This window comes from Oribacterium sp. FC2011 (assembly GCF_000701645.1).
Taxonomy (GTDB): Bacteria; Bacillota; Clostridia; order Lachnospirales; family Lachnospiraceae; genus Oribacterium.
Map to the genome: position 1 here is coordinate 104,800 of NZ_JNJM01000011.1, position 26,101 is coordinate 130,900.

Sequence of the window (26,101 nt, forward strand, 5' to 3'; positions counted from 1 at the left end):
GCCGACAAGAACCGTCCCTGCCGACAAGAACCGTCCCTGCCGACAAGAACCGTCCCTGTCGGTCTTGCTGTCCCCGGGGCTCTTTCACTGTTCGGTCGAAACATATAGGCACTTATAAAATCTATTAAATTGATATGAAAATAACTTTCTAACAAAAGTAAAAAACAATCGACCTATAAAAATAATAAATAATTCCACAAAATGATCAAAATCAACCAAAATCACATCAAAATCAATTATAAAATGGTAAAAATGCTTAAAATTTAATATAAAAATGACCATTCAGAAGCCAAAATAAGCGATTTTGAAAATAAAAATAATTTTTATTCCACACAAATTAACGGAAATACACCGTCAAATTGTGGATAAACCCTGATTGTATTTAATAAATACATCTTTTTGGGGGATTGACATTTGAAAAGCCTCGAATTTTGCACATTGGAGAGAGGTTATAAACAAAATAAAAAAATAAGTGGATACTTGACAATTCAGTAGTGCACATTATCCACACCAATGTGGACAATTTTGGTGGATAAAGTTGTGGACTAGGCTTATTGAAGCCCTAATTTTAGTATGCTAATATCAGTTCACCGAAGGGGAGAAACGTGAGATCGCAGCCGGGCAGTAGGGAAGATGGCTGCATTATCAGATCCATAATACTCTTCATTTACATTTGGGGGTTAATGAGATGGGCACGAGTATAGTAGATAATCTTGCAGTTCATGTGACATGCATATCGGATGATTTTCTGGATAAGTATCTTGGAACTGCAAACGGAGATTACATAAAAGTTTATTTGTTTATGCTTAGACACAGAGGAGAGCAGTTCTCAAAGGAGCAGGCTGCAGATGCTCTGAATCTCACCGATAAGGATATTGAGCGTGCGTTGAGATATTGGGAAAAGCAGGGCGTATTTGAAAGTTCTTCAGGATCACTTCAGGATCAGGAACGGGAGGACGAGGCAGAGCATAAAGTTGTCAGAAGAAAGAAAGCGAAAAAGGCTGCCATAACCGAGGAAGATTTTTTGGAAGCAGAAGAAAAGATAGAGACTCTTCAGGGTACGGTTGATGATGTAGAGACAGATGAAGAATTCAACAGCATTTTATACTTTGCAAGACAGATGCTTCCCTCACTGCCGAGTGTTCGCCAGGTTGGAGCTTTGAAGTTTATGTATAAAGAGCTGAAGATGTCTTCAGATGTTATAGAATTTCTTATTGAGTACTGTGCAAGTGCCAAAAAGACTACATATCAGTATATGCAGGCTGTTGCCATGAACTGGCATGAGCAGGGGGTTGCAACGGTAGCCCAGGCAACAGAACTTGTAAAATCCATAGAGGAAAGTAAGAACAAGAAGCAGACCTCGAGAGCTGCATCAAAATCCTCAGGAAAAGCCAACAAGTTTATCAATCTTGAACAGCGAGAGGTTGATTACGACAGTATAGTAAATTTAAGAACACTTAACAGGATGAAGAATGTCACTAACTAATGCACAATACAATAAAATAATGCGGGTTTATGACGACCGGCGTATGGAAAGCAACAGAGAACTTGAAATCCGTCGCCGTACCGCGTACGAAAAACTTCCGGAGCTTAAGACTCTGGAAGATTTTGTACGTTCGGAGTCTATAAAGACCTTTCATCTTATGAGAGATGGTCAGAAAGAAAAAATCGCTGTTTTGAAATCTCTCATAAGTGATGCGTCAAATAGAAAAAAGGAAGTGCTGATAAAGCATGGATATCCGGCAGACTATCTGGAAATGCAGTATGTATGTCCGGATTGTAAAGATACAGGATTTATAAACGGAAAGAAGTGTCACTGTTTTATCGAAATGCAGATGAAATATCTCTATCAGCAGTCCAATATAGATCAGATAGTTAAAACCCAGAATTTTGACTATTTTGATATTAACAGATATGACGACAGAGTTCCTATCCTTGCTGACGGAAAAACCAACCGGGAATATATGGCGGAGAACAGAAAGCTTCTTCTTCAGTGGGTGGAGGATTTCGACAAAAATCATGGAAACCTGATGTTTACGGGAAATACCGGAACCGGAAAGACCTTCCTCATAAACTGTGTGGCAAAAGCTCTTATGGACAGCTTCCATTCAGTGATATATCTGACAAGCACGGATCTTTTCGACAGCTTTTCCAAAGCTATGAAGGGTGATGATGAAGAACAGCAGGATATGCAGGAAGCAATCCTTAATTGTGACCTTCTGGTCATAGATGATCTTGGTACAGAATTAAATAACAGCTATACTTCTTCAAAACTGTTTTATGTACTAAATCATCGCATGGTTTTCCATAAATCTGTCATCATTTCTACCAATCTTAGCCTCAATACCATACGGGATTCGTACTCGGAAAGGGTATCTTCCCGCATAATTTCCGACTATTTGATCATTCCGCTGTACGGTAATGACCAAAGACTGTATTGACAGCTTTCGATACATGAAGTAATTTATCTAATGTTTATGTGTGAGATTATGTATAAAAATCCATAATTTGCCGACATATATTAAAGACATGTGTTAACATGGATAGTGTTTGCATGTTTTTGAAGGTTTGTTAAGGGACAGTTCTCATTAGGAGGAGAAAAGAAATGCCAGATTCCAGAACTTCAGAGTTTATTGAGCGTATTCCTGTTGGACCGCTTGCACTTATGCCGCTTGATTCCATCATGCCGCTTGGACAGGCTGTTGATGGCTACTTATCAAGATGGCGTGCACAGCGTGAGAGTGAGCATAAGGAAACCATTGCTTTCAGCGGATATCAGAAGGATAGTTACATTGTTAAGTCAAAGGTTTCAAGATTTGGCTCAGGTGAGGGAAAAGCCAATGTTTTGGAGACTGTCAGAGGTGTTGACCTTTACCTTATGGTAGATGTTATGAATTTTTCTCAGACCTACAGTCTTTTCGGTCAGATAAATCATATGTCACCGGACGATCATTATGCTGATCTTAAGAGAGTGATAGCTGCCACTACAGGAAAGGCAAAGAGGATCAATGTTATCATGCCGTTTATGTATGAGTCACGTCAGCATAAGCGTAACGGACGTGAGTCCCTTGATTGTGCTATCATGCTCCAGGAGCTCCATGAGATGGGAGTTGAGAACTTCCTGACCTTCGATGCACATGATCCAAGAGTGATGAATGCTATCCCAAGAGACAGCTTCGATAACATTTCCTGCTCTTACCAGTTTATAAAATCCATACTTAACAGTATAGATGATCTTGACATCGACAAGGATCATATGATGATCATTTCCCCGGATGAAGGCGGAATGAGCAGAGCTATCTACTATGCTAACGTTCTGGGAATCGACATGGGTATGTTCTATAAGCGTCGTGATTACGCTCAGGTAGTCAACGGACGTAATCCAATAGTTGCCCACGAGTTCCTTGGAACCAATGTTGAAGGCAAGGATGTATTCATCATAGACGATATGATCTCCTCCGGTGAATCATTGATCGATACAGCCAAGGAGCTTAAAGAGAGAAAGGCAAGGCGTGTATTTGCATGCTGTACCTTCGGACTCTTTACTTCAGGCTTCAACAAGTTTGATCAGGCCTATGCAAGCGGCACTTTAAATGGTGTTTATACTACAAACCTTATTTATCAGCAGCCTGAGCTTCTCACAAAGCCATGGTACCACAGCGTAGATATGGCAAAGTATATCGCGCTTATCATTGACAGCCTCAATCATGATATGTCCATATCAACGATTCTTGACACTTCAACAAGAATCAATCAGAAGGTTGCAGCATATAAAGAGCATCGTGCAGGTGTAAATAAGCAGATGGAGCTTCCCCTCTGATCTGATGGTTAATGTTGATTTTTCCTGCATCAGATGATCCGTGAGTTTACTTTAACAGTAGTAATGAAGGGTCGCCCATTCCCGGGCGACCCTTTTTAATAGAGGAGAAACCTTGGAAAAAACCTACTTTTCTAATAAAATTTACATATATACATTCATAATGAGTATCCTTGTAGTGCTTATCCATTCGGTGAATTTTGCTGATGATAACACTATACTCCTCACCATGATCCAGTCGGCAGATTATAATAACATTGATCTTTCGGGCCTGACGGGAATCCCGGCTCATGTTGAGAATTTTTTGTCCAATGCTGTCGGACAGGCAGCAGTACCGGGATTTTTCCTTGTTTCCGGCTATCTGTTTTTCAGGGGGCTCAAAGACCTTAAGGATATAGGAAATAAATGGAAAAAACGCTTCATGTCGCTTGTGATCCCCTACGGTGCATGGAATATTTTCTACTATATAATATATGTGCTTCTGGGGAAGGAAAGATTTAGTCTGACAGGGCTCCACAGAGCTGTGGCTGAATACAGCTGCAATCCGGTGTTCTGGTATGTCTTTCAGCTTATATTGCTGACGGTACTTGCACCACTGTTCTTTATTCTGTTGAGAAACAGAATCCTGACCTTTGGTTCAATGCTTTTATATACCCTTCTTGTAGTAAACGGAGTGGACTTCCCATTGATAAATGAAGATGCCCTGTACTACTTTTTATTCGGAGCCCTTATCGCAAGATGGTTTAAAGAAAGCTTTGAGACCCAGAGCACAGGAAAGATGATCTGCGGACTGGGTTTGATCACAGCTTCATGGCTCACCCAGGTTTTCACCACAGTAGGGATGCAGATGTTCGTTATGGCACCGGTGGATTTTCATAAAATGGGGATTCTTCAGTATTTATATGTCGGTGGTGAGATATCGAAGATGATGGGGGTACTGATATCCCGGTGGCCTAAGCATTGGCTTGTCCTCATCCTGTCTTCAGGCGGACAGGTGCTGGTAAATGTGATCCGTAGATTCCTTATCTGCTATGGAATCTGGTTTATACTGCCACTCAGGCTTCCCACGGCAAAGGATTTCATGAAGAACAGCTTCTTTTTATATGCCATACATTATCCGATTGCCAGAATCGGTATATATATGTTAGAGTACATGAACGTTGGTTACCATAGAGTGGAGGATCAGGCTTTGAGGCTTTTCCTATATTTTGTCACACCGGTCATTTGCGTTTCGGCCGCTTACCTGATGAAAAAAATGCTCAGCAGGAAAACTCCTTTTATATGGAAGATATTCAGTGGAGGTAGATGATAATGTTTATTGCGGATCATTGGAAAGATTATGAAGTTATAGATACAAGTTCCGGAGATAAGCTGGAGAGATGGGGTAAGTATATCCTTCGGAGACCGGATCCTCAGGTAATCTGGCAGACCCCTTTTAAAAATCCGAACTGGAAGAAACTGAACGGACATTATCATCGTTCCGAAAGAGGCGGCGGAGAGTGGGAGTTCTTTGACCTCCCGAAGCAGTGGAAGATCTCTTATATATTGGGAGGAACTGCGGCACGTCCTTCGACTTTTGATGAGAAGAATAAAGAAACCTACAGACCTGTGGCCCCGGTGTACGAGAATCTTGAAAAGCTGCCTGAAAAGAGCAGAACATTAACCTTCCACTTAAAGCCCTTTGCCTTCAAGCATACGGGACTTTTCCCGGAGCAGGCCGCAAACTGGGACTGGTTTTCCAACGAGATCCTCGGTGAAGTCAACAGACGTAAGGCTCAGGGATCGGAAGAGCCTGTAAAGGTACTCAACCTTTTTGCCTACACCGGGGGAGCAACATTGGCAGCCGCAGCAGCAGGCGCACATGTTACCCATGTGGATGCCTCAAAGGGTATGGTCCAGTGGGCAAAGGAGAATGCCGATGCCTCAGGACTCTCACAGGCCCCCATCAGATGGCTTGTTGATGACTGTACAAAGTTCGTTGAAAGAGAGATCCGCCGCGGCAATAAATATGACGCCATCATTATGGACCCGCCATCCTACGGAAGAGGACCCAAGGGCGAGATATGGAAGATAGAGGATGCAGTATATCAGCTCATAGAGCTGTCTTCAAAACTCCTTACCGATAAGAGTCTTTTCTTCCTTATTAATTCCTACACCACCGGACTTCAGCCGGCGGTCATGAGTTATATGCTGGGAGTTATAATCAAAAACAGGTTCGGTGGAGAGATCCATTCGGAGGAAGTAGGACTTCCTGTGACTGAAAACGGACTGGTACTTCCCTGCGGCTGCTCCGGAAGGTGGGTCAGAAATACGAAATAATCATTGAAAAATGCGCTTCCCGGAACCTGTTGATGTAAGATAATCGTAATTAAATCACGCCGATTGTTAATGGAATAGAAATTGCAATTAACATCCCTGAAAGCTATTATTAAATCATGGAAAGATAACTTGTGAAGTAGACAAGTTTTTGGAGATTGATGACTCCTAAAGAGACAGCTTTTGGAGAATCATCAGGAGGGTGTTATATGTTAAGAAGAAAAATTGCAAAACTTGCATTAATGACAGGCGCATTGGCAGCGATTTTTGCCATTAACGTCATGGCAGCAGGATGGACGACAAACTCAAAAGGCGAGCAGGTATATGTTCAGGATACAGGAGCAGTTGTCACAAATTCCTGGATAAAGGCCAATGATGGCGGCTCTGTTATATGGTATTACGCTACTCAGGACGGAACCTTACGTAAGGATAACTGGCAGACTGTAAACGGTTATAAGTATTACTTTGATGAGAACGGTGTTATGCAGACCGGATGGATCGATGAATATAAGTATTATTGCGATCCCAACTCAGGTGCCGCAGTGACAGGATGGAAGTATCTTCCTATCCCGGATGATTTTGCATCTTCCTATTCGGATAATGTAAACTATTCTGCAGGATCCTATGCATGGTTTTTCTTTAATACAAGTAATTCCCAGAAGTATTTTGCTGAGAGTGAAGATGTAACTGTAAAGACCATAAACGGCGTTAAGTATGGCTTTGATGAGAACGGTGTTATGCAGCTCGGCTGGGCCAAGGTTAAGGATACATCACCTGAGATAGCCGGTTATATGTACTTTGCAGAGAAGACAGACGGAAACTTCAAGCAGGGACAGCAGATTGCAGGAACCTGGTACACAACGGTTGGTCCACTTGAGACATCAGGCTCAGGATCTTTTGATAAGGATCTGGCTACCGGAGATGTTGAATATTTCTATTTCAAGAATTCAGGATATGTGGCAGCAGGCAATGGCAATGCATATCAGGTATGTTCAGTAAACGGCAAAAAGTATCTGTTCAACGAAAAAGGAAATCCGGTATACGGAATGCAGCTTGGATGCACTGAGACAGATAATACTACACACTATTATTACTGTGGCTCAAGTAAGTCTGACTGCTCTGTAAAGACAGGAAGATTCTCAATGACAGAAGCTGATGGCGATCGCATAACATTCTATGCTCAGACAAACGGAAGAGGATTTACAGGCGTAAAGGACGGTTACCTCTATTATAATGGTAAGCTTCAGTGCGCAGAGTCCGACAGCAAGTTTATGGTATGCAACGTTGAAGGAAAAGATTATGTTGTTTCAACCAGCGGTGCAGTTCAGAAGAACAAGAAGAACCTTAAGGATTCAGACGGCAACAAGGTTTCAACAAATTCTGACGGAACTCTGAAGGAAAACATCGAAGGAAGCTTTGCAGTATTGGAAGCAACTTCACCTGACATTGATGACATAGATTAAGATAATGTTTATATAAAGAAGAAACCCGGTTACACTGCCGGGTTTCTTTTTTTGGTGATAAGACCGTCACGCGGAATCGGGTAGGACGTTTTTTCCCAGCTCGATTAAAAAAGTTGTTGCAAATAAAGAACACCGGTGTTAATATATGACACGCACGGCAGGGTGTGAACCTGCCGGCGGTACATTAATAAGGATACGCACGGCTCAGTGGAAAATGTATTAAAATTTATACATTTTTTCGAAATTACCGCTTGAATTATAGAAAAGCGTGTGTTATCTTAGTATTCGCTGTGACATGATAGCGATGAAATGAAGATTGCTTATATGGACGAAAGCCAAGATCCGTACAGCAGTATCTGAAAAGATCCAGTGAACCTGCGGGTTCCGCCTGAGAGCTGATACGGCAACCAAGTATAAGGCATATAAGAGAACTTCATGGAGCGAATGTCTAGTTTAGAAACTGACGGCAGGTCACTGTACTACAATTTAATCCATTACACAGCAAATGGATTTTGATGCAGAGAAACTTTCATCTCACGATTGTTTCGCATGCAGTTAATGTACAGTCACCGACTTATCGTCAAATAACCGATAGGAGGCGACTTTTTTTATGGCAAGTCAAGTAATGAGAATCACACTCAAGGCTTACGACCACACACTTGTGGACGAATCAGCTGCAAAGATTGTGGAGAACTGCAAGAAGACAGGTTCACAGGTTTCCGGACCGGTACCACTTCCAACAAAGAAGGAAGTTGTTACTATCCTTCGTGCTGTACATAAGTACAAGGATTCACGTGAGCAGTTCGAGCAGAGAACTCACAAGAGACTTATCGACGTAATCAGTCCTAACCAGAAGACAATGGATGCTCTTCAGAGACTCGAGATGCCAGCAGGCGTTTACGTTGATATCAAAATGAAGAACAAGTAATGATTCTAGAATGAGTCTGAGATATCGGACTCCGCTGTAGAAAGGAGAAACAATGAAGAAAGCTATTTTAGCGACAAAAGTAGGAATGACACAGATCTGGAACGAAGATGGCGTGTTAATTCCAGTAACTGTACTTCAGGCTGGTCCTTGTGTTGTAACACAGGTTAAGACAGTAGAGAATGACGGTTACGCAGCAGTTCAGGTAGGATTCCAGGACAAGAGAGAGAAGCTTGTTAACAAGCCTCAGAAGGGTCAGTTCGATAAGGCTGGCGTTTCCTGCAAGAGATTCCTCAGAGAGTTCAGATTTGAGGATGCTGAGAACTACAATGTAAAAGATGAGATTAAGGCAGACATCTTTGCTGAAGGTGACAAGGTAGACGTTACCGCTATTTCAAAGGGTAAGGGATTCGAGTCAGCTATCAGAAAGTATGGTCAGCACAGAGGACCTATGGGTCACGGTTCCAAGTTCCACCGTCACCAGGGTTCTAACGGTACATCTGCAACACCTTCAAGAGTACTTCCTGGTAAGGCAATGCCTTCACACATGGGTGCTGTAAAGGTTACAACACAGAACCTTACAATCGTTAAGGTTGATGTAGAGAACAACCTGCTTCTTATCAAGGGAGCTGTACCGGGACCTAAGAAGGCACTTATTACTGTTAAAGAAGCAGTAAAGGCCTGAGACGAAAGAAAGGAGGAACATATAGATGGCTAACGTATCAGTATTTGATATGCAGGGTAAGGAAGTTGGCAAGATGGATCTCAATGATTCCGTTTTCGGAGTTGAGGTTAACGAGCACCTTCTTCACCTCGCAGTTGTTGCTCAGCTTGCTAACAAGCGTCAGGGCACACAGAAAGCATTAACTCGTTCTGAAGTTTCAGGAGGCGGAAGAAAGCCTTGGAGACAGAAGGGCACAGGACATGCAAGACAGGGTTCTATCAGAGCACCGCAGTGGAAGGGCGGCGGAGTAGTATTCGCACCTACACCACGTGACTATACAACAACAATGAACAAGAAGGAAAAGAGAGCAGCTCTTAAGTCTGCACTTTCCAACGCAGTAGCTGAGAACAAGCTTATCATTGTTGACGATATCAAGCTTGCAGAGATCAAGACAAAGAACTTCCAGGCTATGCTTGATGCCTTCAAGGTAAACAAGGCATTCGTTCTTCTTGATTCAAATGACAAGAATGTAATTCTTTCAGCAAGAAATATCCAGGACGTTAAGACAGCCGGCGTAAACGAGCTCAATGTTTATGACGTTCTTAAGTACCAGACAGTAGTTGCTACAAAGGCAGCTGTTGAGAAGATTCAGGAGGTATACGCATAATGGCAGACATTAAGTATTATGACGTTATTCTTCGCCCGGTTATCACTGAGAAGTCAATGGGTGAGATGGCATCCAAGAAGTATACATTCCTTGTTAATCCACTTGTAACAAAGACTCAGGTTAAGGAAGCCGTTGAGAAGATGTTCGAAGGAACAAAGGTTAAGGCTGTTAACACAATGAACGCTGACGGCAAGACAAAGAGAAGAGGCCTCAAGTTCGGAAAGACAGCCAAGACAAAGAAGGCTATCGTTACACTTACAGAAGATTCAAAGGATATCGAGATTTTTAAGGGCCTTTGATAAGGATTAACAATTAGACACAGTCACGTGAAAAATTCTCTATTATACGTGACATTAAAAAAGGAGAAAACAAGTCATGGGTATAAAGACATATAAACCTTATACACCTTCGAGAAGAAACATGACCGGTTCAGACTTTTCCGAGATCACAAAGAAGACTCCTGAGAGATCACTTCTTTCAAAGGTTAAGGAGAACGCCGGCAGAAACAATCAGGGTAAAATCACTGTTCGTCATCAGGGTGGCGGAAACAGACAGAAATACAGAATCATCGATTTCAAGAGAAACAGCAAGGATGGTATCCCTGCTAAGGTAATCGGAATCGAGTATGATCCTAACAGAACAGCAAACATCGCTCTTATCGCTTATGCTGATGGAACAAAGGCATATATCCTTGCTCCTAACGGTCTTACAGACGGCATGAAGGTTATGAGCGGTCCTGAGGCTGAAGCAAGAGTAGGTAACTGCCTTCCTCTTTCAAAGATCCCTGTAGGTACAAACGTACATGCTATCGAGCTCCTTCCTGGTAAGGGCGCACGTATGGTTCGTTCAGCAGGAAATGCTGCTCAGCTTATGGCAAGAGAAGGAAAGTATGCAACACTTAGACTTCCTTCAGGCGAGATGAGAATGGTTCCTATCGAGTGCCGTGCAACAATCGGTGTTGTAGGTAACGGAGATCACAACCTTATCAATATCGGTAAGGCTGGTAGAAAGAGACACATGGGATGGCGTCCAACAGTTCGTGGTTCTGTTATGAACCCTAACGATCACCCGCACGGTGGTGGAGAAGGAAGAGCTCCAGTCGGAAGACCGGGTCCTTGCACTCCTTGGGGCAAGCCAGCACTTGGACTTAAGACACGTAACAAGAAGAAGGCTTCTAATAAGCTTATTATCAGAAGACGCGATGGTAGAGCCATCAAATAATTGAGGAGGAGAGAAAAATATGGCACGTTCAATTAAAAAAGGACCATTCATCGATGCTTCACTTAAGAAGGCAGTTGATGCAATGAACGCTTCCGGAAACAAGTCAGTTATTAAGACTTGGTCTCGTCGTTCCACAATCTTCCCATCTTTTGTTGGTCACACGATTGCGGTACATGATGGAAGAAAGCACGTTCCTGTATATGTTACAGAGGACATGGTTGGCCACAAGCTTGGTGAGTTCGTTGTAACAAGAACTTTCCACGGCCACAGCGGTAACGAGAAGAGAGCTTAAACTTACGCATATTTGAAAGGAGGACATTTCAACAATGTCAAAAGGTCATAGATCTCAGATTAAGAGAGAGAGAAATGCAAATACTGTAAAGAGACCTTCAGCTACTCTTTCATATGCAAGAGTATCAGTTCAGAAGGCATGCTTCGTTCTTGATGCCATCAGAGGCAAGAATCTTGAAGAAGCACTCGGTATTGTTTCATACAACCCTAGATATGCTTCTACATTAGTAAAGAAGCTTCTTGAGTCTGCTGCAGCTAATGCAGAGAACAACAACAACATGAATAGAGACAATCTTTATGTTGCTGAGTGCTATGCAGGTGCAGCTCCTACAATGAAGAGAATTCATCCAAGAGCACAGGGCAGAGCTTACAGAATTTTAAAGAGAAACTCACACATTACAGTAGTTTTGGACGAGAGAAAGTAAAAGGAGGCATATAAATGGGACAGAAAGTCAATCCGCACGGCATAAGAGTCGGCGTTATTAAAGATTGGGATTCCAAGTGGTATGCTGACAAGAAGAACTTTGGCGATACACTTGTTGAGGACTACAATATCAGAAAATTCCTGAAGAAGAGACTTTATTCTGCAGGTGTTTCAAAGATCGAGATCGAGAGAGCTGCAAACGACAAGGTTCGTGTAGTTATCTTTACAGCAAAGCCTGGTTTCGTAATCGGTAAGGGCGGCGCAGAGATCGAGAAGGTTAGAAAAGATGTTCAGAAGCTTACATCAAAGAACGTAAACATCGATATCAAGGAAATCAAGAGACCTGACCGTGATGCTCAGCTTGTAGCAGAGAACATCGCTCAGTCACTTGAGAACCGTGTATCTTTCAGAAGAGCTATGAAGCAGGCTATGCAGAGAACCATGAAGTCAGGTGTTCTTGGTATCAAGGCATCTGTTGGCGGACGTCTCGGCGGTGCTGATATCGCTCGTCGTGAGTTCTATTCTGAGGGAACAATTCCTCTTCAGACATTAAGAGCTGACATCGACTATGGTTTTGCAGAGGCAGACACAACTTATGGTAAGCTCGGTGTTAAGGTTTGGGTTTACAAGGGAGAGGTTCTTCCTGCCAAGAAAAACAAGGAAGGGAGCGATAAGTAATTATGTTAATGCCAAAGAGAACGAAGTATCGTAAGCAGATTCGTGGAAACATGAAGGGCAAAGCAACCAGAGGCAACAAGATTGCTTATGGTGAGTATGGTATCATCGCTACTGAGCCTTGCTGGATCAGATCAAACCAGATCGAGGCAGCCAGAGTTGCTCTTACAAGATACATTAAGCGTGGTGGTCAGGTTTGGATCAAGATCTTCCCTGACAAGCCAATCACAGCTAAGCCTCTCGGAGTCAGAATGGGTTCCGGAAAGGGTGCTGTAGAATATTGGGTAGCAGTAGTTAAGCCAGGTAGAGTAATGTTCGAAATCGCTGGCGTACCTGAGGAGACTGCAAGAGAGGCTCTTAGACTTGCGTCACACAAGCTTCCTTGCAATTGCAAGATCGTTTCCAAGGCCGAACTGGAAGGCGGTGATAACTAATGAAGAAGAAAACCTACTTAGATGAGTTAAAGGCAAAGTCAACAGAGCAGCTTAATGCTGACCTTGTTTCAGCCAAGAAGGAACTCTTTAACCTGAGATTCCAGAACGCTACAAATCAGCTTGATAATACAGCAAGAATAACAGAAGTTCGTAAGAACATCGCGCGTATTCAGACAGTTATCACAGAGAAAGCTAAAGCGTGAGAAAGGAGAGCACAACAATGGAGAGAAATCTTAGAAAGACACGTACCGGTAAGGTCGTTAGTGCAAAGATGGACAAGACCATCGTTATCGCTATCGAAGATCACGTTAAGCACCCGGTAATCGGAAAGATCGTTAAGAGAACTGTTAAGATCTACGCTCATGACGAGAACAACGAGGCTGGTGTAGGCGATACAGTTAAGGTTATGGCTACAAGACCACTGTCAAAGACCAAGAGATGGAGACTGACAGAGATCATCGAGAAGGCTAAGTAATTAGGAGCAAGGAAGGAGCATTATATGATTCAGCAGGAAACAAGACTTAGAGTTGCTGATAACACAGGTGCAAGAGAACTCCTTTGCATCCGCGTTATGGGTGGCTCAACCAGAAGATATGCTGCAGTCGGAGATATAATCGTAGCATCTGTTAAGGATGCAATCCCTGGCGGACAGGTAAAGAAGGGTGATGTTGTTAAGGCTGTTGTTGTTAGAACAGTAGATGACATTCGCCGTAAAGATGGTAGCTACATCAAGTTCGATGAGAATGCAGCTGTTATTCTCAAGGACGATGGAACACCAAAGGGAACTCGTATTTTTGGACCGGTAGCTAGAGAGCTTCGTGATCATGGTTACATGAAGATCGTTTCACTCGCTCCGGAAGTACTGTAAGGAGGTTACCAGATGCGTAGAATTAAGAAAGACGATATGGTACAGATCATTGCCGGTAAGGACAATGGCAAGCAGGGCAAGGTACTTTCTTTCGACCCCGCAACCAACAAGGTAGTCGTTGAAGGCTGCAATATGGTAACCAAGCACCAGAAGCCATCTCAGGGAAATCCTCAGGGTGGTATCCTTCACAAGGAAGCAGCTATCGACGCTTCTAATGTTATGCTTGTAGTTGATGGACAGCCTACACGTGTTGGCTTCGAGATCAAGGACGGCAAGAAGGTAAGAGTTGCTAAGAAAACTGGTAAGGTTATCGACTAAGAGAAAGGAGGAATTTCAAAATGGCTAGATTAAAGGATCTTTACAATAGCGAGATCAAGGATGCTATGGCTAAGAAGTTCGGTTACAAGAATGTAAACGAGATTCCTAAGCTTGATAAGATCGTTATCAACATGGGAGTTGGAGAAGCTAAGGAAAATTCCAAGGTTCTCGACAGCGCAGTTCGTGATCTTGAGATCATCACAGGTCAGCACGCTGTAACAACTAAGGCAAAGAAGTCAGTTGCAAACTTCAAGATCAGAGAGGGCCAGGCTATCGGATGCAAGGTTACTCTTCGTGGTGATAAGATGTATGAGTTTGCTGACAGACTTATCAATCTTGCGCTTCCTCGAGTTAGAGACTTCAGAGGCGTAAATCCTAATGCATTTGATGGCAGAGGAAACTATGCACTTGGACTCAAGGAGCAGCTCATTTTCCCTGAGATCGAGTTCGATAAGGTTGACAAGGTTAGAGGTATGGATGTTATCTTCGTAACTACAGCTAAGACTGACGAAGAGGCAAGAGAACTTCTCAGACTTTTCAACATGCCGTTCGCAAAGTAATCGGAGGGAAATATGGCTAAGTTATCAATGAAGTTAAAGCAGCAGAAGGCACCTAAGTTCTCAACAAGAGCTTACACAAGATGCAAGATCTGCGGAAGACCACACAGTGTACTCAAGAAGTATGGCATCTGCCGTATCTGCTTCCGTGAGTTAGCATACAAGGGTGAGATTCCAGGAGTTAAGAAGGCTTCTTGGTAAGTCCTTAACTTCAAGTTAGAGCCGATGGCAATGTTTTGGATGATTCCAAAATGTTGTCAAAGGTGATAATTTCTGGATTGTATTAAAAGAAATACAAAAATATTTCTTAAAGATACGCCAGACCGGGTTGAAACCCGGAAAGAAATGGTTATAATGTAAATGTTGCGCCACAGGAAGTACTGTTCACACAGTACCATTTGGTTAAGCATCATATCTTTAGTGATAGGATGGACTGACCGAGTGAGAACAACCTGGAGACGTGGCATTTGCTTTGTCCGGATTTATTCCGGATATATAACAATATTATTTTTATACTATTTGAGAAAGGATATCCGTAAAAATGAGTATGAGTGATCCAATCGCAGATATGCTTACAAGAATTCGTAACGCAAATACTGCAAAGCATGACACAGTAACCATCCCATCATCAAAGATGAAAGTAGCTATTGCTGACATCCTTGTAAATGAAGGTTACATCAAGAAGTATGAGCTGGTTGATGGCGGTAAGTTTAAGGACATCAAGGTAACTCTTAAGTACGGCGCTACAAAGAACGAAAAGATCATCAGCGGCATTCGCAGAATTTCCAAGCCAGGTCTTCGTGTATACGCTGGCAAGGAGAATATGCCATCTGTTCTTGGCGGACTTGGTATTGCAATTGTTTCTACAAATCAGGGCATCATGACTGATCGTGAAGCAAGAGCAAAGGGCGTTGGCGGAGAAGTTCTTGCATTCGTATGGTAATTAACCATATTGACAGCAAAAACATCAAAGCAAGTAACTGTAAACATCTGAAAACTGTTTAATAACAGAGAATTTAAGAGAGAGGAGACATAGTATGTCACGTATCGGAAAATTACCGGTAGTTATCCCAGCAGGCGTTACTGTTGAGATCAAGGACAACAACCTCGTAACTGTTAAGGGACCTAAGGGAACTCTTGAGAAGGCATTCGCTTCAGAGCTTACTCTTGAGAAGAACGACGGTGAAGTTGTTGTTAAGAGACCTAATGATAATAAGAAAGAGAAGTCCCTTCACGGACTTACAAGAGCACTTCTCCAGAACATGGTAGATGGTGTTACTAATGGATTTGAGAAGAAGCTCGAGATCAACGGTGTTGGTTACAGAGCAGCTAAGCAGGGTAAGACACTTACACTTACACTTGGTTATTCTCATCCTGTAACTATGGAAGATCCTGAGGGCGTTGAGACAGTTCTCGAGGGTACAAACACAATCTTCGTAAAGGGTATTGACAAGGAGAAAGTTGGTCAGTACGCAGCTGAGATCCGCAGCAAGAGAGGACCGGAGCCATATAAGGGCAAGGGTATCAAGTATGCTGATGAGGTTATCAGACGTAAGGTTGGTAAGACTGGTAAGAAATAATTAGGAGGAAAGTGAAATGGTAAGTAAGAGAAATAAGGCTGAACTTCGCCAGAAGAAGCACCAGAGACTTAGAAACCGTTTATCTGGTACTCCAGAGAGACCACGTCTTTCTGTATTCAGATCTGACAAGCACATGTATGCACAGGTTATCGATGATGTTGCAGGCAACACTCTTTGCGCTGCTTCAACACTTGATAAGGATGCAAAGTTAGAGATTACAAATAACATTGAGGCTGCTCAGTATGTTGGTAAGGCAATTGCTGAGAAGGCTATGGCTAAGGGAATTAAGACTGTTGTATTTGACAGAGGTGGTTTCCTTTATCACGGTAAGGTTAAGGCTCTTGCAGATGCTGCCAGAGAAGCCGGCCTTGAATTCTAATCGAGAGGAGAACAAGCAAGATGAAGCGTGAAAGAATTGATGTAAATCAGTTAGAATTAAACGACAACGTCGTTGCCATCAAGCGTGTTGCGAAAACTGTAAAGGGTGGTCGTACCGTTAGATTCTCAGCTCTCGTAGTAGTTGGTGATGGCAATGGCCATGTAGGTTGTGGTATCGGTAAAGCAGTTGAGGTTCCTGAGGCTATCCGTAAGGCACGTGAGGCTGCTTGCAAGTCTATCGTTACAATTCCTGTAACAGAAGAGAAGTCTGTACCACACGATTATGTAGGTAAGTTTGGAAGTGCAACAGTACTTCTTAAGAAGGCACCTGAAGGAACCGGTATCATCGCTGGTGGTCCTGCACGTTCAGTTCTTGAGCTTGCTGGTATCAGAAATATCCGTACAAAGTCTTTAGGTTCAAATAATAAGACAAATGTCGTTCTTGCTACAATCACAGGTCTTACTTCAATGAAGACACCTGAGGAGTTTGCTGCACTTCGCGGTAAAACTGTAGCTGAGATCACAGGTTGATCAGGGAGGGTAAAGTAATGGCAGATAAGAAGTTAAAGATTACACTTGTAAAGTCTCCAATCGGTGCTATCCCTAAGCAGAGAGCAACCGTTCAGGCTCTTGGTCTTCGTAAGATTCGTCAGACAGTAGAGCTTCAGGACAATGGCGCTACAAGAGGTATGATTCAGAGAGTTAACCATCTTGTAAAAGTTGAAGAAATCTAAGGAGGCATACAATGGAGTTAGCTAATTTAAAGCCGGCTGACGGCGCTAAGCAGTCAAAGAACTTCAGACGTGGCCGTGGCCATGGTTCAGGAAATGGCAAGACAGCCGGTAAGGGCCATAAGGGTCAGAAGGCAAGATCAGGAGCACCAAGACCAGGATTCGAAGGTGGTCAGATGCCTTTATTCAGACGTATTCCTAAGAGAGGATTCAAGGATCCTAACTCTAAGGTTATCACAGGAATCAACCTTTCTGTTCTTGAGACAAAGTTCAACGATGGTGAGGAAGTTACAATTGAGGCTCTTCTTAACAAGGGAATCATCAAGAAGGTTAACGATGGCGTTAAGGTTCTTGGAAATGGTGAACTTACAAAGAAGCTCAATGTTAAGTTAACAGCTTTCTCTGCATCAGCAAAGGAAAAGATCGAAGCTTTAGGCGGAACCTGTGAGGTAATCTGATGTTCAAATCAATACTAAATGCATTTAAGGTTAAGGATTTAAGAGATAGACTTATATTCGTTTTCCTTATGCTCGTAGTAATTAGGTTTGGATCGAATCTTCCTATTCCGGGTGTAAACTCAGGATATTTTGCCGAGCTTTTTAAAAGCATGGCTGATAATGATGCATTTGGTTGGTTTAATACGATGACTGGTGGCTCTTTCGAGCAGCTGTCAGTCTTCGCATTGTCAATCACACCGTATATTACTTCATCCATCATCATCCAGCTCCTTACAGTTGCAATTCCTGCACTTGAGGAGTTACAGAAGGATGGTGAAGAGGGAAGAAAGAAGCTCACAGAGTACACCAGATATGTGACTATCGGACTTGCTCTTATTGAGTCAACTGCGATGGCTGTAGGATTCGGTGGACAGGGGCTTCTCATCGGTTACGCTGATGCGAGCATGATGAGAAAGATTGCAGACGTTGTAATTGCGGTTATTACAATGACAACAGGATCTGCACTTCTCATGTGGATTGGTGAACAGATAACAGACAAGGGAATCGGTAATGGTATCTCTCTGGTTCTCCTTTTCAATATTCTTTCATCTATTCCTACTGATTTTCAGACTTTGTATGTTAGATTCATACAGGGAAAAAATGTTGCAACAATGGTTGTAGCAGCTATCATTATTGCTGCATGCATCATTGCTCTTGTAGCTTTTACAGTCGTTTTGACTGATGCTGAACGTAAGATTCCGGTTCAGTACAGCCGTAGAGTACAGGGCAGAGGTCTTGTGGGAGGTCAGTCTTCATCAATTCCTCTCAAGGTAAATACGGCCAGCGTTATGCCGGTTATCTTTGCAAGTTCACTTATGACCATGCCTGTTGTTATAGGACAGGTATTAAAGGTAGATTACGGCACAGTCTGGGGCAAGATCCTTATGGGACTTAACTCCGGTTCATGGTGTAATCCTGATGCGCCTATCTACAGCATTGGTTTGGTAGTTTATATTGCACTTCTGTATTTCTTCGCATATTTCTACACTTCCATTTCTTTCAATCCTTTGGAAGTAGCAAATAATATGAAGAAGCAGGGAGGCTTTATTCCGGGAATTCGTCCTGGTAAGCCTACAAGCGATTATCTTGATAATATTCTTAAATATATCATTTTTATCGGTGCAACCGGCCTTGCAATCGTTGCTATAGTTCCGATATTTGTATCGGGAGTATTCAATGTAGGTCGTATATCTTTCGCGGGAACTTCGCTTATCATCATAATCGGAGTTGTGCTTGAGACACTTAAGGCTATTGAATCACAGATGGTTGTAAGAAATTACAAGGGATTTTTAAACGACTGATCATAACAAAAGCCTCCTCAGGACTATTTTCCGGGGAGGCTAAAAGTGTTTAAATTGAAAAACATTATATGGAGGCCTCATATGAAGATCGTTATGTTAGGAGCACCCGGTGCGGGCAAAGGCACACAGGCAATTAAAATCGCAGATAAGTATGGTATTCCTCATATTTCAACCGGAGACATTTTCAGAGCCAACATTAAAGGCGGAACTGAACTCGGTATGAAAGCTAAGTCATATATGGATAAGGGACAGCTGGTTCCTGATGAAGTAACCATCGGTATGCTTTTAGACAGAATTGCCGAGGATGATTGCAAGGATGGCTATGTACTTGATGGCTTCCCACGTACCATCCCTCAGGCAGAAAGTCTTACAAAGGCACTTGCCGATAAGGGAGACAAGATCGATTTTGCTCTGGATATAAATGTACCTGATGAAGCAATTCTCACACGTATGTCAGGAAGAAGAGCATGCCCGAAATGCGGCGCAACCTATCATATAGTATATGCAGCTCCTCAGAAGGAAAACATTTGCGATAAGTGCGGAAGCGAACTTATCATCCGGTCAGATGATAAACCTGAGACAGTTCAGGATCGTTTAAATGTTTACCACAAGCAGACTGAGCCACTTATTTCTTATTATAAGAATGAAGGCGTTTTCTGTGAGGTTGACGGTACTAAAGAGCTTCAGGAAGTATTTAACGATGTAGTTAAGGTTCTTGAGAACAAATAATGTTTTTTATAGATCATAAGTTTCTAAGTTTGAGTCGGAAAGAAGTATTAAATGATAGAAATCAAATCAAAACGAGAAATAGAATTGATGAGAGAAGCCGGAAAGATTCTCGGCGAAATGCATAACAGAGTCGGAGAGAAGATAAAGCCCGGCATAAGCACCGGAGAGCTTGATGAATATGCAGAAAAGATCATGCGTAAATTAGGCGGCTTTCCAAGCATGAAGGGTCTCTATGATTTCCCGGGCTGCTGCTGCATTTCCGTTAATGAAGAAGTAATTCACGGCATTCCGGACAGACGTCGTATCCTTAAGGAAGGCGACATTGTTTCCATTGATACCTGCACAAGCTTTCACGGTTACAATTCAGATGCAACCAGAACCTGGGCAGTGGGTAATGTTTCCGACGATGCGAAGAAAATTATGAAGGTCTGCTACGATGCATTCTGGAAGGGTGCAGAGCAGGCGGTGGAAGGAAATCATTTAAATGATATCTGTTCCACCATCGGTAATTATGTTGAATCACAGGGGTGTGGAGTCATTACAGATTATTGCGGACATGGCATCGGAAGTGAGATACATATGGATCCCGAGGTTCCCAACTATGATCTCCATAGAAAAGGACCAAAGTTATGTGCAGGTATGGTACTTGCAGTAGAGCCCATGATCACACTGGGTTCACCGGAAGTTCATACAGGCCCGAATGGCTGGTCGGTTATTCCGGATGACGGAAGCCTTTCATGCCACTATGAAAATACGATTCTTATTACAGAGAATGGACCTGAGATCCTAAGTCTGGTTAATTGATAAGAAGAAATTATTAAATAATGAAGAGGAGAACTGAATGTCAAAATCAGATGTAATTGAGATTACTGGTAAAGTAATTGAAAAACTTCCGAATGCAATGTTCCAGGTTGAACTTGAGAATGGTCATCAGGTACTTGCACATATTTCCGGAAAGCTTCGTATGAATTACATTAGAATTCTTCCGGGTGACAAGGTAACCATAGAGTTATCACCGTATGACCTTTCAAAGGGCAGGATCATCTGGAGAGACAAATAAAGCTGTATAAGTAATTCTTACAATTAAATTTAAAAAGCACTTTACAATTAAAGAGGCTTTTGTTAGAATAATACGGCAACTTTGTTCGAATTCGTTATTAGAAAGGGGAATTACTATGAAGGTAAGATCATCAGTAAAGCCTATCTGCGAGAAATGCAAAGTCATTAAGCGTAAAGGCTCTATCAGAATTATCTGCGAAAACCCTAAGCACAAGCAGAGACAAGGTTAATTTTAACAGGAGGAAACAAAAATGGCTCGTATTGCAGGTGTCGATTTACCTAGAGAGAAGCGTATCGAGATTGGTCTGACATATATTTATGGTATCGGACAGTCTTCAGCTGATAAGATTCTCAAGGCAACAGGCGTTAACCCTGACACACGTGTTAAGGATCTCACTGACGATGAAGTAAAGGTACTCGCAAACTATATTGCAGAGAACCAGACAGTGGAAGGTGATCTCAGAAGAGCAGTTGCTCTTGACATCAAGAGACTTCAGGAGATTGGCTGCTTCCGCGGAATCCGTCACAGAAAGGGACTTCCGGTTAGAGGTCAGAAGACAAAGACCAATGCCAGAACACGTAAGGGACCACGTAAGACTGTAGCTAACAAGAAGAAGTAATTTAACTTCAGCTTGTAGGTAAAAGCAAGTCCGGATCATAAATGATCCAAATCTGATGAAAATCAGAAGTAACTATTGTGATCTTCATGTTTTAAATACAGGAAGACTAGTAAAGGAAAGTAGGTTAGTTTTAATATGGCTTCAGGTAAGAGAGTAACAAAGAAGCGCGTAAAGAAAAACGTTGAACGCGGACAGGCACATATTCAGGCATCTTTCAACAACACTATCGTTACACTGACAGATGCAGAAGGTAACGCTCTTTCATGGGCAAGTGCCGGTGGTCTTGGATTCAAAGGTTCAAGAAAATCTACTCCATATGCAGCTCAGATGGCTGCTGAAACTGCTGTTAAGGCAGCTTTAGTACACGGCTTAAAGTATGTGGATGTTAGCGTAAAGGGACCAGGATCAGGACGTGAGGCAGCTATTCGTGCACTTCAGGCTAATGGTCTTGAGGTAACATCTATCAAGGATGTAACACCGGTTCCACACAACGGATGCCGTCCACCAAAGCGCAGAAGAGTATAATCTTTTTTTGGATTATCTTAAGGCAAAACTTAAAAGACATAGGCCGCAGTATGTATAAAATAGCGGCAGATCTGTCCGAAGAAGTCTACGGATGTAAAGGACGTATCACGTAATTTATCATGATATTAATAAGGAGAAAGAATTATGGCAGTTGATAAAACTCCCGTACTTAAAAGATGCAGGTCACTTGGACTTGACCCTGTATTTTTAGGAATTGATAAGAAGTCTAACAGACAGCTTAGAAATGCTCGTCGTAAGATGTCAGAGTATGGCACTCAGCTCCGTGAGAAGCAGAAGGCTAAGTTCATCTATGGCGTTCTTGAGAAGCCTTTCAGAAATTACTATGCTAAGGCAAACAAGATGAAGGGACAGACAGGTACAAACCTTATGGTTCTCCTTGAGTCTCGTCTTGATAACGTAATCTTCAGAATGGGTCTTGCACGTACTCGTCGTGAGGCACGTCAGGTTGTTGGACACAGACTTATCACTGTTAATGGCAAGGTTGTAAATATACCTTCATACCTTGTATCAGCAGGCGATGTTGTAGCTGTTAAGGAGAACAAGAAGTCTCTTCAGAGATTCAAGGACATCCTTGAGGTTACAAACGGTCGTTTAGTACCGGCTTGGCTTGATGCAGATCAGGAAAATCTTAAGGCTACTGTTAAGCAGCTTCCTTCAAGAGAGGAAATCGATGTTCCTGTAAACGAGATGCTTATCGTCGAGTTGTATTCAAAATAATTAGCCTGCAATAAAGGAGGCATTGCATGTTCGATTTTGAGAAACCAAACATTGAGATTGTTGAGATTTCAGATGATAAGAAGTACGGCAGATTTGTTTGCGAACCTTTGGAAAGAGGTTACGGAACAACTCTGGGCAATGCTTTGAAACGAATTATGCTTTCAGCATTACCTGGTACTGCGGTATCTCAGGTTAAAATCATTGGTGCCGATAAGGAAAGTGATACTATCCCCGGTGTCAAGGATACCCTGACTGAGGTTATCATGAACCTTAAGAGTCTTGAAATTAAGAACACATCGTCCTCCGATGACCCGAAGATCTTATATCTTAACTTTGATGGTGAAGGTGTAGTTACTGCATCTGACATCAAGCTTGCTGAAGATATCGAGATTCTCAATCCGGATCAGAAGATTGCAACCACAGATGGTACTGCAAATTTTGAGATGGAAATAACTGTTACTTCGGGCAGAGGCTATGTTGGTGCAGATAGAACAAAGACAAATGATCTTCCTACAGGAGTGATCGATGTTGATGCTATCTATACACCGGTTGAGCGTGTAAATATGTCAATCAACAATACTCGTGTCGGCAACATGACCGATTACGACAAGCTTACACTTGACGTATTTACTAACGGAACAATGAGTCCGGACGATGCTGTATCTGATGCAGCTAAGTTCCTTTCAGGGCATTTATCATTTTTCGTAGAGCTTTCTCAGGATGCTCAGACAGCTGAGGTTATGGTTGAGAAGCCTGATGATGAGAAGGAAAAAGTGCTCGAGATGAATATTGACGAACTTGAGCTTTCGGTTCGTTCCTATAACTGCCTTAAGAGAGCAGGAATCAATACTGTTCAGGAGCTTTGTTCAAAAACTCCTGAGGATATGATGAAGGTTAGAAACCTTGGTCGTAAGTCTCTTGAGGAAGTATTGCAAAAACTTAAGGAATTAAATCTTAGTCTTACAATAAGAGAAGAGTGATCTTCTCTTATTGTATGAATTCTGTGAAAGGCCACAGATGCTAAGATGAATTTACCGGTAAGACTAAAAAGCACGGTGGAGGAAATTAAAAATGGCAAAATATAGAAAGTTAGGTAGAGAGTCAAGACAGAGACAGGCTATGCTTCGTGCTCTTACAACATCTCTTATCTATAATGGAAGAATTTTCACAACTGAGGCACGTGCCAAGGAAGTACGTAAGCAGGCAGAGAAGCTTATCGCTCTTGCAGTAAAGGAGAAGGACAACTTCGAGGAAGTTACTGTTAAGGCTAAGGTAGCTCGTAAGGATGCTGACGGAAAGCGCGTTAAGGAAGTTGTAGACGGTAAGAAGGTTACAGTTTATGACGAAGTAGAGAAGACAATCAAGAAGGATAAGGCTTCAAGACTTGCTGCTCGTCGTCAGATGCTTGCTTATCTTTACCCTGTAACTGAGGTTCCAAAGGAGAAGGCTGGACAGAAGAAGAACACAAAGAAGGTTGATCTTGCTGCAAAGCTTTTCGATGAGTACGGTGCAAAGTATGCTACACGTAACGGTGGTTATACTCGTATCGTTAAGGTTGGTCTCAGAAAGGGTGACGCAGCTATGGAAGTTCTCCTTGAGCTCGTATAATCTGATTGATTAATCCAAAAGGAATCGCCACAAGGCGGTTCCTTTTTTTGTTAAATAAACGTAATAAGTTAGACTTTATTTAGATGATATACTTAGTATAGGTAATTGTGTGAAAAGAAAATGTTAATTACTATTTAAGTGGAGTGGGTATGAAATATAAAAGTATGGTAAAGAAGAGTTTATGTGCGGTCTTGATCGCAGCCATATTTATCATGAATTATGCTTTTTTGATATCTGCAAAGGATCGTAATGAGAGAATTTCGAATGTGAGAATAAAAGTAGAGGACTATCTCAGACATTACGAATATGAGAATTCTTCTGCAGGTTTGCCATCAATCTCAGAAAGTGATTTTTCAGTACCTGAGAATGGTGAGTATGATATAGAAAGTGTTTCATGGTACGGAGACAGCAGCTATGGCGTTTCCATGACTCCTTATGTTGAGATATATCTTACTGCCAACGAAAAAGAACGTACAAACGATAATTACACTTACTATTACTTTAGTGGTATGTATGATAGTTCAAACGTACATATCAATGGTGGATCCTTTGTTTCAGCAAGACTGGAAGGAAACTATGGTCTCAGAGTTATATTCTCTCTTAACGGAATCAAGGGAACCTTTGATGCTCCGACTTCACCGGTATGGAGCTCCTATGTATTGGGGAAAGCAAGCTGGACACCGCCATCTGTTTCCTCGGGTTATTATAAAGTAAGTCTGTACAGGGATAGTACGAAGATAGCTTCAATAATAACAGATCAGACCAGTATCAATCTTTATCCGTATATGACTAAGGCTACTGCATATTATTTTGAAGTATCTACAGTTCCATATACTAATGTGCAGCAAGGCAGCGGAAAGGAATCTGACAAAGTAGTATCGGATTTCATTAACATTTTCCAGGATCAGGTATCAGACGGAACAGGTCAGTATCCGGATTCTACTTACATAATAAATTCCAGTGCCGGATCTAATTATAATTACGCAAATACCGGAGTGGCAGGATACAGCACATCAATTGGTAATCTTTCGACATCTGCACAAAATGGTGCTTATGATTATAACAATTCCGGTACTGTATTTACTGTATATGATTCATCAACAGGCCAGACGACAACATTACCCGGACACAGCGTAGAAGCTATCAATAACGGTGGTACTTCATACAATTCTGCAACAGGCAGCACATATACAACGGGAAGCTGGTATAAAGACGGAAATTACTGGTATTTCAAAACCTCTCAGGGAACACTTGTTGCCAACGACTGGCTTATCTGGAAGAATGCCTACTACCGGTTTGATTCGGAAGGCAGGATGGTTACCGGCTTCTACAATAAAGATGATTACAGAACCTATTATCTCTCTAAAAACGGGGACATGAAGACCGGCTGGGTAAAGATAAATAATAACTGGTACTACTTCAATCCTCAGACAGGAGAGAATTATGGACTGATGTACAGAAACAATCTTGTAACCATAGGCGAAAAGAGTTATTTCTTTGATGCAGAAGGTAAGATGGTAACCGGTTGGGTAATGATAAAGGATGGATACGAGAACGACCAGTACTACTATTTCTACCCTCAGAAAAATGCTTCGGACAATGACTACGGCCAGATGGCAAGAGGCACAACCGTACTTGGAAGCTATCAGTTAGCCGATGACGGACATTGGATTCACTAAAAACCAGAATGATTAA

At 42.2% G+C, this 26,101-nt stretch carries 38 protein-coding genes; all 38 read left to right on the forward strand.

Features of this window, described 5'->3' with window-relative positions; genetic code table 11:
- Positions 1–688: 688 nt before the first annotated feature.
- The 38 genes from T357_RS0110490 (at position 689) to T357_RS19225 (ending at position 26,085) form a co-directional block, all read left to right on the forward strand.
- On the forward strand, positions 689–1,486 hold the full coding sequence (locus T357_RS0110490) for a DnaD domain-containing protein (RefSeq protein WP_031552106.1): 798 nt from the start codon (positions 689–691) through the stop codon (positions 1,484–1,486).
- Positions 1,473–2,441: an ATP-binding protein gene (locus tag T357_RS0110495; protein WP_031552109.1), complete on the forward strand. Its 969-nt coding sequence runs from the start codon at positions 1,473–1,475 to the stop codon at positions 2,439–2,441. The genes T357_RS0110490 and T357_RS0110495 overlap by 14 nt, the downstream gene beginning before the upstream one ends.
- A 164-nt stretch (positions 2,442–2,605) precedes the next feature.
- The gene (locus tag T357_RS0110500; RefSeq protein WP_031552112.1) at positions 2,606–3,820 is read left to right on the forward strand and encodes a ribose-phosphate pyrophosphokinase; all 1,215 of its coding nucleotides are present in this window, start codon (positions 2,606–2,608) and stop codon (positions 3,818–3,820) included.
- A 112-nt stretch (positions 3,821–3,932) separates the two neighbouring features.
- A complete protein-coding gene (locus tag T357_RS0110505) occupies positions 3,933–5,126 on the forward strand; it encodes an acyltransferase family protein (protein ID WP_031552115.1) in 1,194 nt (397 codons plus the stop codon).
- 2 nt (positions 5,127–5,128) lie between these two features.
- A complete protein-coding gene (locus T357_RS0110510; protein ID WP_031552118.1) occupies positions 5,129–6,136 on the forward strand; it encodes a class I SAM-dependent methyltransferase in 1,008 nt (335 codons plus the stop codon).
- 206 nt (positions 6,137–6,342) lie between these two features.
- The gene (locus tag T357_RS0110515) at positions 6,343–7,596 is read left to right on the forward strand and encodes a PspC-like choline-binding domain-containing protein (protein ID WP_031552122.1); all 1,254 of its coding nucleotides are present in this window, start codon (positions 6,343–6,345) and stop codon (positions 7,594–7,596) included.
- Between the two features lie 610 nt (positions 7,597–8,206).
- The gene (gene rpsJ, locus T357_RS0110520) at positions 8,207–8,524 is read left to right on the forward strand and encodes a 30S ribosomal protein S10 (protein WP_029199705.1); all 318 of its coding nucleotides are present in this window, start codon (positions 8,207–8,209) and stop codon (positions 8,522–8,524) included.
- 52 nt (positions 8,525–8,576) lie between these two features.
- Entirely contained in the window at positions 8,577–9,206 is a 630-nt protein-coding gene (gene rplC / locus T357_RS0110525) for a 50S ribosomal protein L3 (RefSeq protein WP_031552127.1), read from the forward strand.
- A 25-nt stretch (positions 9,207–9,231) separates the two neighbouring features.
- Complete coding sequence (gene rplD, locus T357_RS0110530; RefSeq protein WP_029199703.1) at positions 9,232–9,852, forward strand: 50S ribosomal protein L4; 621 nt, start codon at positions 9,232–9,234, stop codon at positions 9,850–9,852.
- Positions 9,852–10,151, forward strand: a complete 300-nt coding sequence (rplW, locus tag T357_RS0110535) for a 50S ribosomal protein L23 (protein ID WP_031552130.1) — start codon at positions 9,852–9,854, stop codon at positions 10,149–10,151. The genes rplD and rplW overlap by 1 nt, the downstream gene beginning before the upstream one ends.
- A gap of 76 nt (positions 10,152–10,227) precedes the next feature.
- Positions 10,228–11,073: a 50S ribosomal protein L2 gene (gene rplB / locus T357_RS0110540; RefSeq protein WP_031552133.1), complete on the forward strand. Its 846-nt coding sequence runs from the start codon at positions 10,228–10,230 to the stop codon at positions 11,071–11,073.
- Positions 11,074–11,092: 19 nt separating this feature from the next.
- Positions 11,093–11,365 (forward strand): 30S ribosomal protein S19, encoded by a 273-nt coding sequence (rpsS, locus tag T357_RS0110545; RefSeq protein WP_029199700.1) that lies wholly within the window; start codon positions 11,093–11,095, stop codon positions 11,363–11,365.
- A gap of 34 nt (positions 11,366–11,399) precedes the next feature.
- Positions 11,400–11,789 (forward strand): 50S ribosomal protein L22, encoded by a 390-nt coding sequence (gene rplV, locus T357_RS0110550; protein WP_029199699.1) that lies wholly within the window; start codon positions 11,400–11,402, stop codon positions 11,787–11,789.
- 14 nt (positions 11,790–11,803) lie between these two features.
- Positions 11,804–12,466, forward strand: a complete 663-nt coding sequence (gene rpsC / locus T357_RS0110555) for a 30S ribosomal protein S3 (RefSeq protein WP_029199698.1) — start codon at positions 11,804–11,806, stop codon at positions 12,464–12,466.
- 2 nt (positions 12,467–12,468) lie between these two features.
- Positions 12,469–12,897, forward strand: coding sequence for a 50S ribosomal protein L16 (gene rplP / locus T357_RS0110560; RefSeq protein WP_031552135.1), 429 nt, complete (start codon positions 12,469–12,471; stop codon positions 12,895–12,897).
- Positions 12,897–13,100, forward strand: a complete 204-nt coding sequence (gene rpmC, locus T357_RS0110565; RefSeq protein ID WP_029199696.1) for a 50S ribosomal protein L29 — start codon at positions 12,897–12,899, stop codon at positions 13,098–13,100. Before rplP ends, rpmC begins: the two co-directional genes overlap by 1 nt.
- Before the next feature lie 17 nt (positions 13,101–13,117).
- On the forward strand, positions 13,118–13,372 hold the full coding sequence (rpsQ, locus tag T357_RS0110570; protein ID WP_029199695.1) for a 30S ribosomal protein S17: 255 nt from the start codon (positions 13,118–13,120) through the stop codon (positions 13,370–13,372).
- Between the two features lie 24 nt (positions 13,373–13,396).
- Positions 13,397–13,765, forward strand: a complete 369-nt coding sequence (gene rplN, locus T357_RS0110575) for a 50S ribosomal protein L14 (RefSeq protein WP_029199694.1) — start codon at positions 13,397–13,399, stop codon at positions 13,763–13,765.
- 12 nt (positions 13,766–13,777) lie between these two features.
- Positions 13,778–14,083 (forward strand): 50S ribosomal protein L24, encoded by a 306-nt coding sequence (rplX, locus tag T357_RS0110580; protein ID WP_029199693.1) that lies wholly within the window; start codon positions 13,778–13,780, stop codon positions 14,081–14,083.
- A 20-nt stretch (positions 14,084–14,103) separates the two neighbouring features.
- On the forward strand, positions 14,104–14,643 hold the full coding sequence (rplE, locus tag T357_RS0110585) for a 50S ribosomal protein L5 (RefSeq protein WP_031552138.1): 540 nt from the start codon (positions 14,104–14,106) through the stop codon (positions 14,641–14,643).
- A gap of 12 nt (positions 14,644–14,655) precedes the next feature.
- Positions 14,656–14,841, forward strand: a complete 186-nt coding sequence (locus T357_RS0110590) for a type Z 30S ribosomal protein S14 (protein WP_029199691.1) — start codon at positions 14,656–14,658, stop codon at positions 14,839–14,841.
- Positions 14,842–15,181: 340 nt separating this feature from the next.
- The gene (gene rpsH / locus T357_RS0110595) at positions 15,182–15,583 is read left to right on the forward strand and encodes a 30S ribosomal protein S8 (RefSeq protein ID WP_029199690.1); all 402 of its coding nucleotides are present in this window, start codon (positions 15,182–15,184) and stop codon (positions 15,581–15,583) included.
- Between the two features lie 94 nt (positions 15,584–15,677).
- The gene (rplF, locus tag T357_RS0110600) at positions 15,678–16,220 is read left to right on the forward strand and encodes a 50S ribosomal protein L6 (RefSeq protein WP_031552141.1); all 543 of its coding nucleotides are present in this window, start codon (positions 15,678–15,680) and stop codon (positions 16,218–16,220) included.
- Between the two features lie 16 nt (positions 16,221–16,236).
- Positions 16,237–16,599 carry a 50S ribosomal protein L18 gene (gene rplR / locus T357_RS0110605; protein ID WP_031552144.1) on the forward strand — a complete coding sequence of 121 codons (363 nt, stop codon included), beginning with the start codon at positions 16,237–16,239 and terminating at the stop codon, positions 16,597–16,599.
- A 20-nt stretch (positions 16,600–16,619) separates the two neighbouring features.
- Entirely contained in the window at positions 16,620–17,129 is a 510-nt protein-coding gene (gene rpsE, locus T357_RS0110610; protein ID WP_031552147.1) for a 30S ribosomal protein S5, read from the forward strand.
- Positions 17,130–17,146: 17 nt separating this feature from the next.
- On the forward strand, positions 17,147–17,332 hold the full coding sequence (gene rpmD / locus T357_RS0110615; protein WP_029199686.1) for a 50S ribosomal protein L30: 186 nt from the start codon (positions 17,147–17,149) through the stop codon (positions 17,330–17,332).
- A gap of 11 nt (positions 17,333–17,343) precedes the next feature.
- Positions 17,344–17,787, forward strand: coding sequence for a 50S ribosomal protein L15 (rplO, locus tag T357_RS0110620; protein WP_031552150.1), 444 nt, complete (start codon positions 17,344–17,346; stop codon positions 17,785–17,787).
- A complete protein-coding gene (secY, locus tag T357_RS0110625; protein ID WP_031552153.1) occupies positions 17,787–19,127 on the forward strand; it encodes a preprotein translocase subunit SecY in 1,341 nt (446 codons plus the stop codon). Before rplO ends, secY begins: the two co-directional genes overlap by 1 nt.
- A gap of 81 nt (positions 19,128–19,208) precedes the next feature.
- Positions 19,209–19,856: an adenylate kinase gene (locus T357_RS0110630; RefSeq protein ID WP_031552155.1), complete on the forward strand. Its 648-nt coding sequence runs from the start codon at positions 19,209–19,211 to the stop codon at positions 19,854–19,856.
- Between the two features lie 51 nt (positions 19,857–19,907).
- Complete coding sequence (gene map, locus T357_RS0110635; protein WP_031552158.1) at positions 19,908–20,660, forward strand: type I methionyl aminopeptidase; 753 nt, start codon at positions 19,908–19,910, stop codon at positions 20,658–20,660.
- A 37-nt stretch (positions 20,661–20,697) separates the two neighbouring features.
- Complete coding sequence (gene infA / locus T357_RS0110640) at positions 20,698–20,916, forward strand: translation initiation factor IF-1 (protein ID WP_007157657.1); 219 nt, start codon at positions 20,698–20,700, stop codon at positions 20,914–20,916.
- Between the two features lie 115 nt (positions 20,917–21,031).
- Positions 21,032–21,145, forward strand: a complete 114-nt coding sequence (gene rpmJ, locus T357_RS0110645) for a 50S ribosomal protein L36 (RefSeq protein ID WP_003022746.1) — start codon at positions 21,032–21,034, stop codon at positions 21,143–21,145.
- Positions 21,146–21,166: 21 nt separating this feature from the next.
- Positions 21,167–21,535: a 30S ribosomal protein S13 gene (gene rpsM, locus T357_RS0110650; protein WP_029199681.1), complete on the forward strand. Its 369-nt coding sequence runs from the start codon at positions 21,167–21,169 to the stop codon at positions 21,533–21,535.
- Positions 21,536–21,670: 135 nt separating this feature from the next.
- Positions 21,671–22,060 carry a 30S ribosomal protein S11 gene (gene rpsK, locus T357_RS0110655; RefSeq protein ID WP_029199680.1) on the forward strand — a complete coding sequence of 130 codons (390 nt, stop codon included), beginning with the start codon at positions 21,671–21,673 and terminating at the stop codon, positions 22,058–22,060.
- A gap of 144 nt (positions 22,061–22,204) precedes the next feature.
- Complete coding sequence (gene rpsD, locus T357_RS0110660; protein WP_029199679.1) at positions 22,205–22,798, forward strand: 30S ribosomal protein S4; 594 nt, start codon at positions 22,205–22,207, stop codon at positions 22,796–22,798.
- A 26-nt stretch (positions 22,799–22,824) separates the two neighbouring features.
- Positions 22,825–23,778 (forward strand): DNA-directed RNA polymerase subunit alpha, encoded by a 954-nt coding sequence (locus tag T357_RS0110665; RefSeq protein WP_031552169.1) that lies wholly within the window; start codon positions 22,825–22,827, stop codon positions 23,776–23,778.
- A 91-nt stretch (positions 23,779–23,869) separates the two neighbouring features.
- Positions 23,870–24,406: a bL17 family ribosomal protein gene (locus tag T357_RS0110670; protein WP_031552170.1), complete on the forward strand. Its 537-nt coding sequence runs from the start codon at positions 23,870–23,872 to the stop codon at positions 24,404–24,406.
- A gap of 149 nt (positions 24,407–24,555) precedes the next feature.
- A complete protein-coding gene (locus T357_RS19225) occupies positions 24,556–26,085 on the forward strand; it encodes a PspC-like choline-binding domain-containing protein (RefSeq protein WP_044916730.1) in 1,530 nt (509 codons plus the stop codon).
- Positions 26,086–26,101: the final 16 nt, after the last annotated feature.